This is a genomic window from Paenarthrobacter sp. NPDC089988, from assembly GCF_044748465.1.
Taxonomy (GTDB): Bacteria; Actinomycetota; Actinomycetes; order Actinomycetales; family Micrococcaceae; genus Arthrobacter.
The window spans coordinates 129,126-145,522 of sequence record NZ_JBIVGD010000001.1 but is presented as its reverse complement, the minus strand read 5'-3'; the positions used below and the strand labels follow the sequence as shown (position 1 = coordinate 145,522).

The window sequence follows — 16,397 nt, the reverse complement described above, 5'->3', positions numbered from 1 at the left end:
TCCCTTGGATCAGCGGAGTCCGGTCTTGCGGGTCAGCGCCAGCTGGATCAGTTCGTCGATCAGGTCACCGTAGGCGAGGCCTGAGGCGGCCCACATCTGCGGGTACATGCTCTTGGGCGTAAACCCGGGCATGGTGTTGATTTCGTTGATGATCAACCCACCCGAGGGCGTGTAGAAGAAGTCCACCCGGCTGAGTCCTTCGGCTCCTACGGCGTCGAACGCGACGGCGGCCAGCTCCCGGACCCGCGCGATGGCTTCCTCCGGCATATCGGCCGGGCAGCTCAGGGCTGCCGCGCCATCTTCGACGTACTTCGCGGCGAAGTCATAGAACTGGTGTTCACCCGCGGCCACGGCGATCTCGCCGGGCATGGAAGTCCGGGGAGCATCCGTGCCGCGGCCCTGCAGCACGGCACATTCGATTTCGCGGCCCACGATGCCCGCTTCGATGACCAACTTCAGGTCATGGCGGCGGGCCTCTTCGATGGCTGCGTCCAGCCCTTCCAGGGAATCGACCTTGGAAATGCCCATGGACGATCCCGCGCGGGCGGGCTTGACGAAAACCGGGAATCCGAGCTTGTCCACGCGCTTCCGCACGGCCTCGGCATCGGTGAGCCACTCACGGTCCGTCACGGCAACGTAGGGCCCCACCGTCAGTCCGGCTGCCTCGAAAACCACCTTCATGAAATGCTTGTCCATGCCCACGGCCGATGCCAGGACTCCGGCGCCGACGTAACGGGTGTCCGAAAGTTCCAGGAGCCCTTGGACGGTCCCGTCCTCGCCCCACGGTCCATGGAGTAGCGGGAAGACAACGTCCACGGAACCAAGCTCCTGGGGTACCGCGTTGGGCTCGGTCACAATGAGCTGGTGCGCGCCGCCGATTTCGGCCAGGGTGACGGTCTTGTCCGAGGCTGCCACCTCCGGCAGTGCCGCGGAACTCAGGGACCACTGGCTGGTGTCCCCTGAAGCGAGGACCCATTGCCCGGATTTGGCAATGCCGATGGGCACAATCTCGTACTTGGTGGTGTCGATGGCCCCCATGACGCCGGCGGCGGTGACACAGCTGACCGCGTGCTCGCTGGACCGTCCGCCAAAAAGGATGGCAACGCGGGGTCGGCGGCCTGCTGCGGGGGTGGTTTCTTCAGTGGCCATCAGTAGTCACCTTCGGACTTCAGTGCCCGGGCCAGCAGTCGCGGGCCCAGGTCATCAACGGACATCTTGCCTTCAAGGACCGCAACAACAGCCGCGGTGATGGGCATCTCTACATTCAATTTGCCGGCCAATTCATGCACGGCCGGACCAGACTTGATGCCCTCGGCTGTTTGGGTCATGTGCTCCGAAACCTGTTCAAGGGACAATCCTTCGCCCAGGAGCCGCCCTGCGGTGTGGTTCCTGGACAAGGCTGACGAGCACGTGGCCACGAGATCGCCGAGCCCGGCCAGGCCGGCCATGGTGTGGGCCTCGCCGCCGAGCGCCAAGGCCAGCCGGGAGGTCTCCGCCAGGCCACGCGTGATGACGGAGGCCTTGGTGTTGTCCCCCATCTGCTTGCCCTCACAAATGCCCACGGCCAAGGCGATCACGTTCTTGACGATTCCGCCGATCTCCACGCCAACAACGTCGGTGCTGGTATAGGGGCGGAAGTACGGAGCCGTGCAGCACAGCGCGATGGCTGCGGCCGTTTCGGCGTCGCTGCAGGCAACCACGGACGCGGTTGGCTGTTCCCTGGCAATCTCCATGGCCAGGTTGGGTCCGGACACGACGGCCACGCGGGAAGCGGGGATCCCCAGTTCCTGGGCGATCACCTCGCTCATGCGGGCATCGCTGCCAAGCTCCAGGCCCTTCATGAGGGACACCACAATGGCGTTGGGTTCCAGCAGCCGCTTCCACTCCCCCAACTGGGGCCGGAGCGACTGCGCCGGGACGGCCAGGACCACCAGGCCCGCACCCTGCAGAACCTCTGCCACATCGGTGGACGCGGTAACGGCGTGGGGCAGCCCAATGTCCTTCAGGTACTGTCCGTTGCGATGCAATACATTGATGCCCGCGACGACTTCCGGACGGCGGCCCCACACCTGGACCGTGCGGGTGGCGCCTGTGGCGGCCGCCGCGTCCGCGAGGACCTTCGCAAAAGTGGTGCCCCACGAGCCTGCGCCCAGGACAGCTACCTTGTCCGGGGCGGGGATGGCAGGTTCAGGAAGGGTCATTTTCCGCCCTCGGATTCAGCGGGCTTATCCTTGCCGGACTCGGCCCCGCGTTCAACGAACCGTCCGTGCTTGCTTTGTTGGTGGACAGCCGGATCCCAGCGCTGGGCTGGCGGCTCTTCACCGCGGAGCGTCGCCAGGAGTTCCGTCACCGCATCCATGATGACGTCGGTTGCCTCGGTCAGGGTGGTCCGGTCCATGGGCCGGTCCGCGAAGGCGCTCAAGTCAACGGGTTCGCCGATCAGGACCCGCACGGTCTTACGCGGGAAGATGTGGAAGCGCTTGGCGTACCGGGGAAAGACTTCGTGGGCACCCCAGTGGGCCATGGGCACAACCGGAGCGCCTGTTTGCAAGGCCAGGCGGGCCGCCCCGGTGTGGCCTTTCATGGGCCACAAATCCGGGTCCCTTGTCAGGGTGCCCTCCGGGTAGATGATGATGGCGCCACCGGCGTCCACCACCTCTTTGGCGACTTGCAGCGAGCGGTTGGCACCCGCCGTCGAGCGTTCCACTGGGATCTGTTGGGTGGCCTTCAGCAGGGCACCCACCACGGGCGCCTTGAACAGCCCGGACTTCGCCAGGAAGTGCGGAGGACGTTTCTGGTTGTAGAGCATGTGGCCGATCACGATGGGGTCGATCTCGGTGCAGTGGTTTGGGGCTGCGATGAAGCCACCCGCGGGAAGCTTCTCCGTGCCCTCCCACTTCTTGGCCATCAGGATATTCATCAATGGACGCGCGATGCTTGCCAGCAACACGAACGTGGCACGGCTCTTGGCCGATTCCTTCAAAGGGGTCCCCTGCTACTTGGTGGTGGTGATGTCGAAATCGGCGCCCAGGCCGGCGAGCTTTTCGGTGAAGCGCTCGTAGCCGCGGTTGATGATGTCTATGCCCGTGACCCGGGAAGTTCCCGTGGCTGCCAACGCGGCAATGAGGTGGCTGAAGCCGCCGCGGAGGTCAGGGATGTCGATCTCGGTTCCACGCAGCGGCGTGGGCCCGGAGATGACTGCTGAATGGAGGAAATTGCGCTGGCCGAAACGGCACGGAACGCTGCCCAGGCACTCGCGGTGCACCTGGATGTTCGCACCCATGCGCGCCAGGGCGTCGGTGAAGCCAAAGCGGTTCTCGTAGACGGTCTCGTGCACGATGGACACGCCTTCGGCCTGCGTCAGCGCCACCACGAGCGGCTGCTGCCAGTCGGTCATGAAGCCGGGGTGGACGTCCGTTTCCAGCACCAAGGGCGTGAGCTTACCGCCGGGGTGGTAGAAGCGGATGCCGTCGTCGCCGATGTCCATTCCACCGCCCACCTTGCGGTAGGTGTTCAGGAAAGTCATCATGTCCCGCTGCGACGCGCCTTCGACGAAGATGTCGCCACGGGTGACCAGCGCGGCTGAAGCCCACGACGCCGATTCGTTGCGGTCCGCGAGGGCGCGGTGGTTGTAGCCGCGGAGGTCCTTGACGCCCTCAATGCGGATGGTGCGGTCCGTCTGGACACTGATAATGGCGCCCATCTTCTGCAGCACGGCAATGAGGTCGATGACCTCAGGTTCGGTGGCCGCACCGGAGAGTTCGGTGATGCCCTCGGCGCGCGTGGCGCTGAGCAGCACCTGTTCCGTGGCACCAACCGAGGGATAGGGCAGGGAGATCTTTGCCCCATGGAGGCCATGCGGGGCGGAGATGTGGATGCCACCGGGGCGCTTCTCCACCACTGCGCCGAACTGGCGCAACACGTTCAGGTGGTAATCGATGGGACGGTCGCCGATCTTGCAACCGCCAAGGTCCGGAATGAACGCCTCACCTATCGCGTGGATCAGCGGCCCGCACAGCAGGATCGGGATCCGGGAATCCCCGGCGTGCGCATCGATGGCCGTGCTGGACGCCGTCTTGGCGTCCTTGGGGTCCAGCGTCAGGTCGCCCGTTGCGGCGTCCTTGGCCACGGTGACGCCGTGGAGCTGCAGGAGGCTGGTGACAACCTCCACGTCCTTGATCTCCGGCACGTTCCGCAGCACCGACGGTTCGCTGCCCAGCAGCGCCGCAACCATGGCCTTGGGTACAAGGTTCTTGGCCCCGCGCACGGTCACTCGTCCAGTCAAAGGGACCCCACCGCGGATTGTCAGAACACTACTCATCTATACCGGTTTCCTCACGACTACTCGCCCCCCATACTTTCAAAGGCTCCAGCTAAGCATAGAAGCTCGCGTTACCGAACCGAAATGCAAAGGCCGTGCGGCGGGGATATCCCCGGCCTTGCGTGGGCCCATGAAAAAAGACCGGCAGGCCCTTCGGAAAGGGCTGTCCGGTCTTCTTTCAGGGTGTAAGCCACACCTGGCGCTTGCCGCGCAGGCTTCAGCTTTTCGCCGGAAGCGTCGTCGGCTTGAAGGATGGCCGGGTGGCCTCGTAAGCCGTGATGTCTTCTTCGTGCTGCAGGGTCAGGCCGATGTCGTCGAGGCCCTCCAGGAGTCGCCAGCGGGTGTAGTCATCGATCTCGAACGGTGCCACGACATTGCCGCATTCCACCGTCTTGGACACCAGGTCCACCTTCACTTCGGCGCCCGGGTTGTTCTCCAGGACCTTCCAGATGAGTTCGATGTCATCCTGGGCCACCTGGGCGGCGAGGAGGCCCTGCTTCCCGGAGTTGCCGCGGAAAATATCGGCGAAGCGGGAGGACAGGACGGCCTTGAAGCCGTAGTCCTTGAGCGCCCACACAGCGTGTTCGCGCGAGGATCCCGTACCGAAGTCCGGCCCGGCCACCAGCACGGAGCCGGACGAGAAGGGGGCCTGGTTCAGGATGAAGGATTCATCCTTGCGCCATGCCGCGAACAAGGCGTCCTCGAACCCGGTACGGGTGATGCGCTTGAGGTAGACAGCAGGGATGATCTGGTCCGTGTCCACGTTGCTCTGGCGCAGCGGGACGCCGATGCCGGTGTGGGTGGTGAATTTTTCCATGGGATCCTCCTAGACTGCGGTTCCGGTCAGCGTGCCGGCGGAAGCGGACTCGAGGTCCGACGGGGAGCTCAGCGTGCCGCGCACTGCGGTAGCGGCAGCAACCACGGGTGAAACCAGGTGGGTGCGGCCACCCTTGCCCTGGCGGCCTTCGAAGTTGCGGTTCGAGGTGGAGGCGCAACGCTCCCCCGGCTCCAACTGGTCCGGGTTCATGCCCAGGCACATGGAGCAACCGGCAAAGCGCCATTCCGCTCCGAACTCCTTGAAGACCTTGTCCAGGCCTTCGGCTTCGGCTTCGAGCCGGACCCGCGCCGAACCAGGGACCACCAGCATGCGGACCTTGGGATCCTTCTCGCGGCCACGGATGATGTCCGCAGCTGCGCGCAGGTCCTCGATGCGCGAGTTGGTGCAGGAACCCAGGAATACCGTGTCCACGCGGATGTCCTTCATGGGGGTTCCCGCTTCCAGGCCCATGTACGTCAGCGCCCGCTCTGCGGCGAGTTTGGCGTTCTCGTCGCCGAAGTCCTCCGGCGACGGCACCTTGGCGGAGAGGGACACACCCTGCCCGGGGTTGGTTCCCCAGGTCACGAACGGTTCCAAGGTGTTGGCATCCAGGTCCACCTCGACGTCGAACGTTGCGTCCTCATCGGTGTGGAGCGTGTTCCAGTAATCGACGGCGGCATCCCAGTCGGCGCCCTCCGGCGCGTGGGGACGGCCTTGCATGTAGTCGTAGGTGGTCTGGTCCGGAGCCACCATGCCGGCACGTGCGCCGGCTTCGATGGACATGTTGCAGATGGTCATGCGGGCATCCATGGACAGCGCACGGATGGCGGAACCACGGTACTCCAGCACGTAGCCCTGGCCACCGCCGGTACCGATCTTGGCGATGACGGCCAGGATGATGTCCTTGGCCGTGACACCGGGGCGCAGTGTGCCTTCGACGTTGATGGCCATGGTCTTGAACGGCTTCAGGGACAGCGTCTGGGTGGCCATGACGTGCTCGACTTCCGAGGTGCCGATGCCCATGGCCAGCGCACCGAAAGCACCGTGCGTGGACGTGTGCGAGTCGCCACAGACCACTGTCATGCCGGGCTGCGTCAGGCCAAGCTGTGGGCCGACGACGTGCACAATGCCCTGTTCCTTGTCGCCCAGGGAGTGCAGGCGGACACCGAACTCCTTGCAGTTGGCGCGCAGCGTCTCGATCTGCGTCCGGCTGGTGAGGTCCGCGATCGGCTTGTCGATATCCAGCGTGGGGGTGTTGTGGTCCTCGGTGGCGATGGTGAGGTCCACGCGGCGCAGCTGGCGGCCTGCCAGGCGCAGGCCCTCGAAGGCCTGGGGGGACGTTACCTCGTGGACCAGGTGCAGGTCGATGAAAAGAAGATCGGGCTGGGCATTGGCTCCTTCGCCTTCACCCTTGCGCACAACATGCGCGTCCCAGACTTTCTCGGCCAGTGTCTTTCCCACGGCCTGCTCCCTTCACTGTTGGTTGTTCTGCATCCACTGAATCAGCACGGCTGCCGAATAGACCAGTGAAACAACTTGCATCTCAGATATTGAGACGGCAATATCATTACATGGACAATTCTAGTGGAGTCGGTGTCATTGATAAAGCGGCCCAGGTACTGGACGCGCTCGAGGCAGGGCCCACCACGCTCGCACAACTCGTGGCCGCCACGGGCCTGGCCAGGCCCACGGTCCATCGGCTCGCGCTGGCACTCGTGCACCATCGCCTGGTGAGCCGGGACATCCAAGGACGGTTCGTGCTGGGCAGCCGTCTCGTGGAGCTCGCCTCCGCCGCCGGAGAAGACCGGCTCATCGCCTCCGCAGGTCCTGTCCTTATCCAGCTGCGCGACGCCACCGGGGAGAGCGCCCAGATCTTCCGCAGGCAAGGCGACTGGCGCGTTTGCGTGGCATCCGCCGAACGCCCAATCGGCCTTCGCGACACCATCCCGGTGGGAACCCAATTGTCCATGAAGGCCGGCTCCGCCGCCCAGGTGCTGCTCGCCTGGGAAGACCACGACCGCCTCCTTGAAGGACTGCAGAACGCACGGTTTACGCCCACCGTCCTGGCGGGAGTACGACGCCGGGGCTGGGGCCAGAGCCTCGGCGAACGCGAGCCCGGGGTCGCCTCGGTTTCGGCTCCGGTCCGCGGGCCGTCCGGCCGCGTGATCGCCGCCGTCTCCATCTCGGGACCGATCGAGCGTCTCACCCGCCAGCCGGGCCGGCTCCACGCCGAAGTGGTGTGCAATGCGGCCCGGGTACTCACCGAAGCCCTGCGCAAGAGCAACGACTGACCCACGGAAGGGTGGTCCCATGGAGAATTACGCCGTGTTCCTGCGTGGCATCAACGTGGGTGGCATCAATATCAAGATGGCGGACCTCAAGTCAGCACTGGAGGACCAACCCTTTTCCCAAGTGAAGACACTCCTGGCCAGCGGAAACGTGGTGCTGCAGAGCGAACTGACGCCGGCGAAAGTGAAGTCCGGCTTCGAAAAGTGCCTGCGGGACTCGTTCGACTACGACGCGTGGGTGGTGGTGCTCACGGCAGGCCGCGTGGGCGAACTGGTGGCCGCCTGCCCGTATCCCGCCGACGACAAGTCGACCCACAGCTATGTCACTTTGGCTTCGGACGCGGCAATGCTGGATGAACTCATGGAGGCGGGCCAAGCCTTGGACAGTGTGGAGCTGACCAGGCTGGGCCCTGAAGCCCTGGCGTGGCTGGCACCTGCCGGTGGAACGCTGGACAGTCCGTTCAGCAAACTTACGGCCAAGGCCCGCTACAAGGCAGGCACCACCACCCGCAACCTTCGCACGTTGATCAAAGTCAGGGACGCAGCAAAGTCACTCTGACGCCCCGGGCGCCGCATTCATGCTCAGCCGCCCCTGGCGGCTTTGAGGGCGGCATTGAAGGCGCTGAGCCGGGTGACCTCCACCTCCACGGGTTCAACGATGCGTTCCGTCGCCACGAGCCCCACCGCGGCCTTCAGCCGCCGGGCGGCTCCCCTGGCGCGGACCCGGGCAGCCCCGGCGCCCAACAGACGCCCACCAAGGGCCAGGATCACTCCGAGCACCGCTCCCCCGGCAACCAGGAGCGTGGGCCAGGGCCAGCCTTCCGTCCGGGGAACCTCGGGAACTGGCAACTGGAAATAGCCAAGGGCCGCCACAACACCCAGCCAAGCGAGGCCGCCAATGGCCAGCAGCAGGGCAAGCCACTGAAATCCATTGAAGAGCCCCCACCAGAAGGGGCGCTTGGACGCCTTGAGGTCCGTAACGGCGATGGCCTGGTCCAAAGCGTCCGGCAGTTGCTCCCGCCCGTCCCGGGCGACGCCGCGAATGGCAGCCCGCCACGGTCCCGGTGCGCCGGCCGACGCGTCATCCACGAAGGACCGGACAGCAGCGTCGGTTCTGGCACGTTCGGGCGCCCCCGCCGGCGGAAGCGAGGTCCTGTTCAGTTCAGGATTGGCGTCGGTCCTGCCAAGGTTCAGGCGCCGCAGCGGATCGGGGCGGAACCGGAGCAGCCACCGGGTCACCGGCCAACCGGTCCTGCGTGCCGATTGCCGCATGAAGGACCGCTCGACGGCGTCCACCACCAGGGGAACATTCGCCGCTGTGGCCAGCTCTGCAATCAAGTGTGCTTTCGCCTGCGATGAGACACCGCGGGCTTCCCCATCTCCGGAAGCCTCCGCGAGGCCGGAGGCCGCCCTGGCCACGTCAGCCGAGAGCCGCTGGGTGGCAGCCTCCCGCTGGACCACGACGTTCCTGATGGCTCCGCGGACGGCCGCTACGCCGTCGCCCGTCACAGCAGAGGTGCCGAAAACCGGGACGCCGCCCAGGCCATCCTGATCCAGGATTCCCCGCAGGGACGCCACCACGGCATCCGCATCCGCAGCGTTGAGTCTGTCCATCTGGTTAAGGACAACCAGGGTCACTGCGCCATGGGTGGCCATGGGACGCAGGAAGCCGTGGTGAACGGCGGCATCGGCATACTTTTGGGGATCCAGGACCCACACCAAGACGTCCACCATACCCGCGAGGCGCTCGACCAGCTGGCGGTTCTCCACGGTGGTGGAGTCGATGTCCGGCAAGTCGAGCAGGATCAGGCCGGCCTCCCCTCCAGCGAAGTCCGCGACCTCCGGCAGCGCGTGCCGCTCACGCACGTCCAACCAGTCCAGGAGCGGCCCGCTGCCTTCCTCACCCCACACCGCGGCCAGCGGCGCTGAGGTAGTGGGCCTGCGTGCTGCCGCCGTGGCGAGATTGCTGCCCGAGACAGCGTTGAAGAGCGAGGACTTCCCGCTGCCCGTGGCCCCGAAGAAGCCAACCACGGTGTGCCCGGCCGACAGGGAGCGCCGTGAGGCAGCACGGTCCAGGACTTCGTAGACCGCCTCCAGCTGGGCGTCGGCCAGGACCCCAGCCGCGAGCTCCCGGGCAGTATTGAGCGAATCCAAGCGCTCCTGGAGCCTGGAGGCCGAGCGAGCCTGGCTGTGACGGCTCATGCCGCGCCCGCCAGCCGGCGCAGCTCCCCGGCATGGCCGAGGAGCTTGCTGCCATCCCCCTGGCCTGCCGCCGGGAGCCGGTCCAGGAACCGCTTCTCTTCGCCATCGAGCAACCGTTGGCACTGCGCCTGCAGGTCCTCCCGGGCTTGCCGGGCCAACCGGCGTACGGCATCTTCGCCGAACACGGCCTCGAGCACCCGCTGGCCCACCACCGCCGTGCCGCCCGCGATGCCTATCTCCAGACCACTCAACCCCGCCGTCATGGAGAAGACCACCACCATGAGTGCCGCGCCCAGTCCATTCACGCCAAAGGACAACCACCGCGCCTGCGTGCGTTTGCCTTGGCCCTGGGTGCGGATCAGCTCCATGAGGCCTTCCTGCCATTGGCGTATTGCCGCGGCGGCCACGGCATCAAACCCGGGCGACGTCCCCGAAAGATCGTCGCCGCCAAGCAGCTGCCGGCCGGCCGGCTCCGAACGCCACCGCCTGTCCACGTTCTCCGCGGCATTGGCTGCCTCGTCCAGGATCACCGCTTGCAGTCCTGACTCGATCGCAGTCTCCACCTTGATGGCCGGGGCAGGTTCACCACGGAAATAGGCGCCCACTCGGTCCCGCAACCGGCCGATGTTCTGCTCCAGCGTCCTGAAGAATTCGCCTGTTCCCACAAAATCCTGCCAGCGCGCCAACACCTCGCCCCGCAGCAGCGCACCGTCCTTGGTGGCATCCAGGATTCTCCTGAGCGCTGCTGCATACTCGTCGTTGGCCGTGGCACGGAGGTCTTGCGCAGCGGCCTCCTGGGCGGTCGCCGCGGCGGCAATCCCTTCCAGCCGGGCGCTCACCGCTTTGACGGCACCGTTGAGTGTCCGGCGGGCGACTTCGGCACGGCCGGCCGCGTCGGCAGCCAGGGCCACCAGCCACCGCTGCAAGGGTTCCACCGATTCGTCGGGCAGCATGCCCAGCCTGTCCAAGGCACTCTCCTGCACAACAAACAGCTTTGCTTCGCCGAGTCCTTGACGTTCCAGCATTGCCTGCAGATCGGTTCTGACTTCCTCCTCCGCCGCCGGCGGCACGCGGTCCAGAACCACAGCTACGGTGATGTCCCGCGAAGCTGCATCCAGAAGCAGCCGCCACGGAACGGCGTCGGCATAGCGGTTGGCGGTGGTGACAAAAATCCAAAGGTCTGCTGCGGCCAGCAATTGGCCAGCCAGCCGGCGGTTGTCATCTGAAATCGAATCCACATCCGGGGCGTCCAGGATGGCTATCCCCTGCGGTACGTCCTGGTGCGCCACGAGAACCAGCGACGTCAGGGCGTCGGCGTCCGGCGTGGGCCCAGCCTGGTTGGCGGGGAGCGGAACCACGGCAACAGTCCCACGGATCCGGGCCAGCGTGGGCAGAATCCGGGTGCCTTCGAACCACTCAGCGTCCCGGGGGTTGTGCAGGAGGATCGGTTGGCGCGTGGTAGGCCGGATCGCCCCTGCCCGCGTCACGGGATAACCCACCAAGGCGTTGACCAGAGTGGACTTGCCCGCGCCGGTTGACCCGCCGACGACGGCCAGCAACGGAGCGTCCAGGCTGCGGTAGCGGGGAATGATGTAGTCGTCCAACTGGGCCAGGACCTCGGCAATCCATCTGCGTCCCTCCTCGGCCTCGGGTAGAGCCAGGGGCAGGGCGGTGCCGGAAAGATCGTCCCGTGCGGTTTCGAGGGCATGCACCGCACCGTCAAGGGTATTTCCGGAATGGGCGCCGGTCCGCGGCTGTGGGAATTCCTGGTCTGCGGTCACTGCTTCATCATGCCAGCCCGGTACCGGAGAAACGTTGGAACCCGGGGGCTTTGTGGAAAAAGAAATCCCCCGGAGCGTTGCTCCGGGGGATTCAGATGTGACCCCAGCGGGATTCGAACCCGCGTTACCGCCGTGAGAGGGCGGCGTACTAGGCCGCTATACGATGGGGCCTTGCACTTTTTTATCACCGTTTCCGGCGATCAAGCTGAATGAGTATTTCATACTTTCAACTTGTTTCCAAATCGACGAATCAATTCGGATTCTCCGCGAATTCCAGTAAATTCTTACTGCAATTCCAGAGCTGGGATACCAGGACTCGAACCTAGAATGACGGTACCAGAAACCGTAGTGTTGCCAATTACACCATATCCCAAAGTGACTTTTGGACCGGAGATCATCACCGCGGTTTTCCCTTGGTTTTTCCCTCCGTGCCCCTCAGCACGAGTAATTACTCTACCCGAGACTTTTGACCTGCACAAATCGGAGGAGCGTTACCTGCGTCACAGGGTCTCACGTCCGTGCGGACGTCTGGAGCAGCAGGCCGGACAGGGAAGCAACCTGGCGTCCGGCAAAGTCCTCGACCACTTCCCCGGTGCGGTTGAGCCACACACCCACCAGGCCCGCCGCCGTCGAGCCGTCCGCGTCCAGCAAGCGGTTATCGCCCACGTACAGGGTCTCCCCTGGCGTTGTCCCCAGGAGCCGCACGCCCTCCAGGTAAATGGCGGGATCAGGCTTGGCGACGCCCACAGTGTCCGTCCCCACGAGGACCTTGATCCTCTCCAGGCCGGCACCGTCCAGCTTGGCCCGCTGGTAATCGTGCACGTTGTTGCTCACTGCGCCGTAGGGAACACCAGCGGCATCCAGGGCATCCAGTACACCGGAAACATCCTCGAAGGCCCGCACGTACGCTGTCTGCCGCTGGTGGTATTCGGCAACCCACGCCTGGGATTCCTCGCCTTCGGCAAGCTCCACCCCGAAGTGGCCCAAAGCAGCGCGTCCCCGGAGCAGCCTCTGCTCGTTGAAGGTCAGTTCCCCCGCCAGGTAGCGGTCGTAGAAGTGCGTTGTTTCATGGGTGAAGATCCGTCCGAACTTCACCCACCCGGCCTGGTCCAGGCCGGGCAGGAGATGTTCGCTGACGTCACGCAACGCCGTGGTCATGGCGTACTCAAGGTCCACCAGGGTGTCGTCGATATCGAACAGCACGCCGCGAATGGTGCCAAAGGAGCTTGCAATCGCCATGCCGGTTCCGTCCCTAGCCGCGGAAAGCGCGGACCCGGGCCAAGGAGGAGTCCTTGCCCAGGATGACCATTGATTCGAAGAGCGGAGGCGAAATGCGCCGACCGGATATCGCGGTACGGACTGGGCCGAAGGCCGCACGGGGCTTGATGCCAAGGTCTTCCACCAGTGCCTGCTTGAGCGCGGCTTGGATGTTCTCGGCGGTCCACTCCCCGATTGGCTCCAAGGCGGCAAGGGCAGCGTCCAGGACTTCCTCAAGGTTTGCCGGCAATCCCTTGCGCGCGTCATCGGCGACGTCGATCGCGTCATCGGCTTTGAAGAGGAACGCCAGCATCTCCGGCGCTTCGCCGAGCAAGGCGATCCGTTCCTGGACCAGCGGAGCGGCCTCCCTGAGGATCTCTTCCTGGCGCGGCGTCAGGATCTCCCCCACAAAACCGGCTGCACGAAGGTAGGGAACCAGTCGCTCTTCGAACACCTCGGGCGAAAGCATGCGGACGTGGGTGCCGTTGATGGCTTCTGCCTTCTTGAGGTCGAAGCGCGCCGGGTTGCCCAGGACATCATGGATGTCGAAGTTGGCCACGAGCTGCTCCACCGTGAAAATGTCCTCGTCAGCGCTGAGCGACCAGCCCAGCAGCGACAGGTAGTTCAGGAGCCCCTCGGGGATGAAGCCGCGTTCGCGGTGCAGGAACAGGCTGGACTCGGGATCGCGCTTGGACAGCTTCTTGTTGCCCTGGCCCATGACGTAGGGCAGGTGGCCGAACTCGGGCATGTACTCGGCCACTCCGATGGCGTACAGGGCCCGGTACAGGGCGATCTGGCGGGGCGTCGAGCTCAGCAGGTCCTCGCCGCGGAGCACATGCGTGATGCCCATGAGGGCGTCATCCACCGGGTTCACCAGGGTGTACAGCGGCGCACCGTTGGCACGCACCACGGCAAAGTCGGGAACCGAGCCGGCCTTGAACGTGATGTCGCCGCGGACCAGGTCCGTGAAGGTAATGTCCTCATCCGGCATGCGCAGGCGCAGGACTGCCTCACGGCCCTCCGCCTTGAACTGCGCGAGCTGCTCCTCGGTCAGGTGGCGGTCGAAGCCGTCGTAGCCGAGCTTCGGGTCGCGGCCGGCGGCCTTGTGCCTTGCTTCGATCTCATCGGGCGTGGAGTAGGACTCGTAGACGTGCCCACCCGCCTTCAGTTTGGCGATGACGTCCTGGTAGATGTCACCGCGCTGCGACTGGCGGTAGGGCTCATGCGGTCCGCCTACCTCAACGCCTTCGTCCCAGTTGATGCCGAGCCACTTCAAGGCGTCCAGCAGCTGGTGGTAGCTCTCCTCGCTGTCGCGGGCGGCGTCCGTGTCCTCGATGCGGAAGATCAGCTTGCCGCCGGTGTGGCGGGCGTAGGCCCAGTTGAAAAGGGCGGTGCGGATCAGGCCGACGTGCGGCGTACCCGTAGGCGACGGGCAGAAACGGACGCGGACCGGAGTCTCGGCGTTGACGGCAGGGATGGCGCTGAAGGCAGCGTTCGACGCAGAAGCAGTAGTCATAGTGCTTCCAACTTTACCGCTTGGCGTCCGCCGGTTTTCCCTCCGAAAGCGGCCGACGACGGCACTCAGGCGAGTGCCGTCGTCGGGCTTTCCGGATGGCCGGCTTGGTCAGCGGCGGACAACGGGGTTGGAAAGGCGGCCCAGGCCCTCGATCTCCACCTCGATGCGGTCCCCCTCGGAAACCAGGCCAACGCCCGCCGGCGTGCCGGTCATGATGACATCGCCGGGAAGCAGCGTGAAGGCATGGGAAACGATCGAGACGAGTTCGCGGACGCCCCGGATCATCTGCGTGGTGTTGCCATCCTGGCGCAGTTCGCCGTTGAGGCGTGCCTGAATGTCCACGTCGTCGGGATCGAGTTCGGTTTCGATCCAGGGGCCAAGGGGAGCCGACGTGTCGAAGCCCTTGGCGCGTGCCCACTGGAGGTCCGTCTTCTGGACGTCGCGGGCCGTGAGATCGTTGCCGCAGGTGTAGCCAAAGATGACGTCGTCGGCCCGCTCCTCCGGGACGTCCTTGCAGATGCGGCCGATCACGACGCACAGCTCGGCCTCGAAGCTGATCTCCTCGGAGAACTCCGGGAGGACGATCGGATCGTTCGGGCCGATCACGGCGGTGTTGGGCTTCAGGAACAACAGCGGGTGCTGCGGGACCTCGTTGCCCAGTTCCGCGGCGTGCTCCGCGAAGTTCCTGCCAACTCCGATGACCTTGCTGCGCGGGATGATCGGGGCCAGGAGCCTGACATCCTCCAGCTTGTGCTTGGTGTGGGTCCGTTCAACACCGTTGAAGAACGGGTCGCCATTAATGACAGTGATTTCCTCACTGCCGGACTCGCCGTCCACAACGCCGTAAAGGGGATCAGAATCAACTACAAACCGGGCGATACGCATGGGTTCAAGCCTACAGTCCGGCGAGGCGCTTTCAGCCGCGCAGGTAATCCAACTGCGCGGCCACCGACGTTTCGGCCGCCCAGCGGACGGAAGGATCGACGTCGGCGTAAACCACGTCGGTGACTTGGGCGATGGTTGCTTGTTGGCCTACCTGGGCGAGTGCGGCCCTGATCTGCTCGAGGCGCTGCTCGCGGTGGCTACGGTATTCGCGGCACTTTTCATCGAGCGCTGGCAACACCGGTCCATGCGCCGGAAGGAGCGTGGCCGGGCCGAGCGCCTCGAGCCGGTCCAGGCTTGCCAGGTAATCCCCCAGCCGCCCATCCGGATAATCCAGAACGGTGGTTCCGCGACCCAGGATGGTGTCGCCGGTGAGGACCGATCCTGTGGGGCCATCGCCAGGGAGATGGAAGCACACCGAATCGGACGTGTGGCCGGGCGTGGCCAGGACGCGGATCTCCACCCCGCCTGCATGGAGCACCTCGCCATCCGTGAGCGGCTCCCCGCCGTGGCAGTGCTCGGCCATGGCTGCTCGCACGGGGGCACCCGTCAGCTCATGGAAGCGCGCCGACGCCTCAGTGTGGTCTGCGTGGCGGTGCGTGATCAGGACGACGTCCACATGGCCCGCCGAAGCCAGCGCCGCCAGGTGCGGCCCATCTTCCGGCCCCGGATCCACGATGGCCACTCGTTCTGAACCGGGCGCGCCGATGACGTATGAGTTGGTGCCGTCCAGGCTCATGGGTCCGGGATTGGGAGCCAGCCGGAAGCGGGTCAGTTCGCTGCTTTGCTGAAACAGGTTGCTTTGCTGGTACTGGTTGCCCTGCTCGAACGCGTTGCCCTGCTCGAACGGGTTGCCCTGCTCGAACGGGTTGCCTTGCTCGAATGGGTTGCCTTGCTCAAGTTGGGAGTGCGCTGCATCGTCGGAAGTCACCTGCCCATCATCGCACCCCTGCGACGCTCTCTCACCGAATACCCCCTTTCGCCCCACGCTCTCTCACCGAATACCCCCTTTCGCCCCACGCTCTCTCACCGAATACCCCGCTCTGCCAGTCGCCTCCCCACCGCGGTCGCCTTAGTGAGAGAGCGTTCCTCAAAAGAGGCGACTCGGTGAGAGACCGTTCCTCAAAAGGAGGCGACTCGGTGAGAGACCGTTCCTCAAAAGAGGCGACTCGGTGAGAGACCGTTCCTCAAAAGAGGCGACTCAGTGAGAGACCGTTCCTCAAAAGGAGGCGACTCAGTGAGAGACCGTTCCTCAAAAGAGGCGACTCAGTGAGAGACCGTTCCTCAAAAGAGGCGACTCAGTGAGAGACCGTTCCTCAAAAGAGGCGACTCG

14 protein-coding genes and 2 tRNA genes are annotated in these 16,397 nt (G+C 65.1%); 2 read left to right on the top strand and 14 right to left on the bottom strand.

Annotated features, from left to right (window positions below):
* Positions 1–9: 9 nt before the first annotated feature.
* From ACIPV6_RS00680 to leuC, 6 genes are all read right to left on the bottom strand, one after another.
* Positions 10–1,149: a D-alanine--D-alanine ligase family protein gene (locus tag ACIPV6_RS00680; RefSeq protein WP_400269081.1), complete on the bottom strand. Its 1,140-nt coding sequence runs from the start codon at positions 1,147–1,149 to the stop codon at positions 10–12.
* Positions 1,149–2,201, bottom strand: a complete 1,053-nt coding sequence (locus ACIPV6_RS00675) for an NAD(P)H-dependent glycerol-3-phosphate dehydrogenase (RefSeq protein ID WP_400269080.1) — start codon at positions 2,199–2,201, stop codon at positions 1,149–1,151. Before ACIPV6_RS00675 ends, ACIPV6_RS00680 begins: the two co-directional genes overlap by 1 nt.
* Complete coding sequence (locus ACIPV6_RS00670; RefSeq protein WP_400269079.1) at positions 2,198–2,983, bottom strand: lysophospholipid acyltransferase family protein; 786 nt, start codon at positions 2,981–2,983, stop codon at positions 2,198–2,200. Before ACIPV6_RS00670 ends, ACIPV6_RS00675 begins: the two co-directional genes overlap by 4 nt.
* Before the next feature lie 12 nt (positions 2,984–2,995).
* Positions 2,996–4,321, bottom strand: coding sequence for a UDP-N-acetylglucosamine 1-carboxyvinyltransferase (murA, locus tag ACIPV6_RS00665; protein WP_387436059.1), 1,326 nt, complete (start codon positions 4,319–4,321; stop codon positions 2,996–2,998).
* A gap of 217 nt (positions 4,322–4,538) precedes the next feature.
* A complete protein-coding gene (gene leuD, locus ACIPV6_RS00660; protein ID WP_400269078.1) occupies positions 4,539–5,138 on the bottom strand; it encodes a 3-isopropylmalate dehydratase small subunit in 600 nt (199 codons plus the stop codon).
* 9 nt (positions 5,139–5,147) lie between these two features.
* Positions 5,148–6,599: a 3-isopropylmalate dehydratase large subunit gene (leuC, locus tag ACIPV6_RS00655; protein WP_400269077.1), complete on the bottom strand. Its 1,452-nt coding sequence runs from the start codon at positions 6,597–6,599 to the stop codon at positions 5,148–5,150.
* A gap of 110 nt (positions 6,600–6,709) precedes the next feature.
* On the opposite strand from leuC, the gene ACIPV6_RS00650 reads away from it, so the two are divergent.
* Complete coding sequence (locus tag ACIPV6_RS00650; RefSeq protein WP_243541036.1) at positions 6,710–7,429, top strand: IclR family transcriptional regulator; 720 nt, start codon at positions 6,710–6,712, stop codon at positions 7,427–7,429.
* 19 nt (positions 7,430–7,448) lie between these two features.
* Positions 7,449–7,985 (top strand): DUF1697 domain-containing protein, encoded by a 537-nt coding sequence (locus ACIPV6_RS00645; protein ID WP_400269076.1) that lies wholly within the window; start codon positions 7,449–7,451, stop codon positions 7,983–7,985.
* Between the two features lie 23 nt (positions 7,986–8,008).
* On the opposite strand, the gene ACIPV6_RS00640 is transcribed toward ACIPV6_RS00645, so the two are convergent.
* The 8 genes from ACIPV6_RS00640 to ACIPV6_RS00605 form a co-directional block, all read right to left on the bottom strand.
* A complete protein-coding gene (locus ACIPV6_RS00640) occupies positions 8,009–9,628 on the bottom strand; it encodes a GTPase (RefSeq protein ID WP_400269075.1) in 1,620 nt (539 codons plus the stop codon).
* The gene (locus ACIPV6_RS00635) at positions 9,625–11,409 is read right to left on the bottom strand and encodes a dynamin family protein (RefSeq protein ID WP_400269074.1); all 1,785 of its coding nucleotides are present in this window, start codon (positions 11,407–11,409) and stop codon (positions 9,625–9,627) included. Before ACIPV6_RS00635 ends, ACIPV6_RS00640 begins: the two co-directional genes overlap by 4 nt.
* Before the next feature lie 98 nt (positions 11,410–11,507).
* Positions 11,508–11,580 (bottom strand) — tRNA-Glu (locus tag ACIPV6_RS00630).
* A gap of 130 nt (positions 11,581–11,710) precedes the next feature.
* Positions 11,711–11,782: transfer RNA gene (locus tag ACIPV6_RS00625), tRNA-Gln, on the bottom strand.
* Between the two features lie 137 nt (positions 11,783–11,919).
* Positions 11,920–12,648, bottom strand: a complete 729-nt coding sequence (locus ACIPV6_RS00620) for an HAD family hydrolase (protein ID WP_400269073.1) — start codon at positions 12,646–12,648, stop codon at positions 11,920–11,922.
* Between the two features lie 13 nt (positions 12,649–12,661).
* On the bottom strand, positions 12,662–14,182 hold the full coding sequence (gene gltX, locus ACIPV6_RS00615; protein WP_400269072.1) for a glutamate--tRNA ligase: 1,521 nt from the start codon (positions 14,180–14,182) through the stop codon (positions 12,662–12,664).
* 108 nt (positions 14,183–14,290) lie between these two features.
* Entirely contained in the window at positions 14,291–15,067 is a 777-nt protein-coding gene (locus ACIPV6_RS00610; protein WP_400269071.1) for a fumarylacetoacetate hydrolase family protein, read from the bottom strand.
* A 31-nt stretch (positions 15,068–15,098) separates the two neighbouring features.
* On the bottom strand, positions 15,099–15,860 hold the full coding sequence (locus tag ACIPV6_RS00605; RefSeq protein ID WP_400269501.1) for an MBL fold metallo-hydrolase: 762 nt from the start codon (positions 15,858–15,860) through the stop codon (positions 15,099–15,101).
* Between the last annotated feature and the right edge of the window lie 537 nt (positions 15,861–16,397).

Excerpts from the sequence above, each read along its gene's own strand:
- leuD (WP_400269078.1), bottom strand. The coding sequence starts at position 5,138 with ATGGAAAAATTCACCACCCACACCGGCATCGGCGTCCCGCTGCGCCAG.
- gltX (WP_400269072.1), bottom strand. The coding sequence starts at position 14,182 with ATGACTACTGCTTCTGCGTCGAACGCTGCCTTCAGCGCCATCCCTGCC.
- ACIPV6_RS00620 (WP_400269073.1), bottom strand. The coding sequence starts at position 12,648 with ATGGCGATTGCAAGCTCCTTTGGCACCATTCGCGGCGTGCTGTTCGAT.
- ACIPV6_RS00680 (WP_400269081.1), bottom strand. The coding sequence starts at position 1,149 with ATGGCCACTGAAGAAACCACCCCCGCAGCAGGCCGCCGACCCCGCGTT.
- murA (WP_387436059.1), bottom strand. The coding sequence starts at position 4,321 with ATGAGTAGTGTTCTGACAATCCGCGGTGGGGTCCCTTTGACTGGACGA.
- ACIPV6_RS00645 (WP_400269076.1), top strand. The coding sequence starts at position 7,449 with ATGGAGAATTACGCCGTGTTCCTGCGTGGCATCAACGTGGGTGGCATC.
- ACIPV6_RS00640 (WP_400269075.1), bottom strand. The coding sequence starts at position 9,628 with ATGAGCCGTCACAGCCAGGCTCGCTCGGCCTCCAGGCTCCAGGAGCGC.
- ACIPV6_RS00675 (WP_400269080.1), bottom strand. The coding sequence starts at position 2,201 with ATGACCCTTCCTGAACCTGCCATCCCCGCCCCGGACAAGGTAGCTGTC.
- ACIPV6_RS00650 (WP_243541036.1), top strand. The coding sequence starts at position 6,710 with ATGGACAATTCTAGTGGAGTCGGTGTCATTGATAAAGCGGCCCAGGTA.
- ACIPV6_RS00610 (WP_400269071.1), bottom strand. The coding sequence starts at position 15,067 with ATGCGTATCGCCCGGTTTGTAGTTGATTCTGATCCCCTTTACGGCGTT.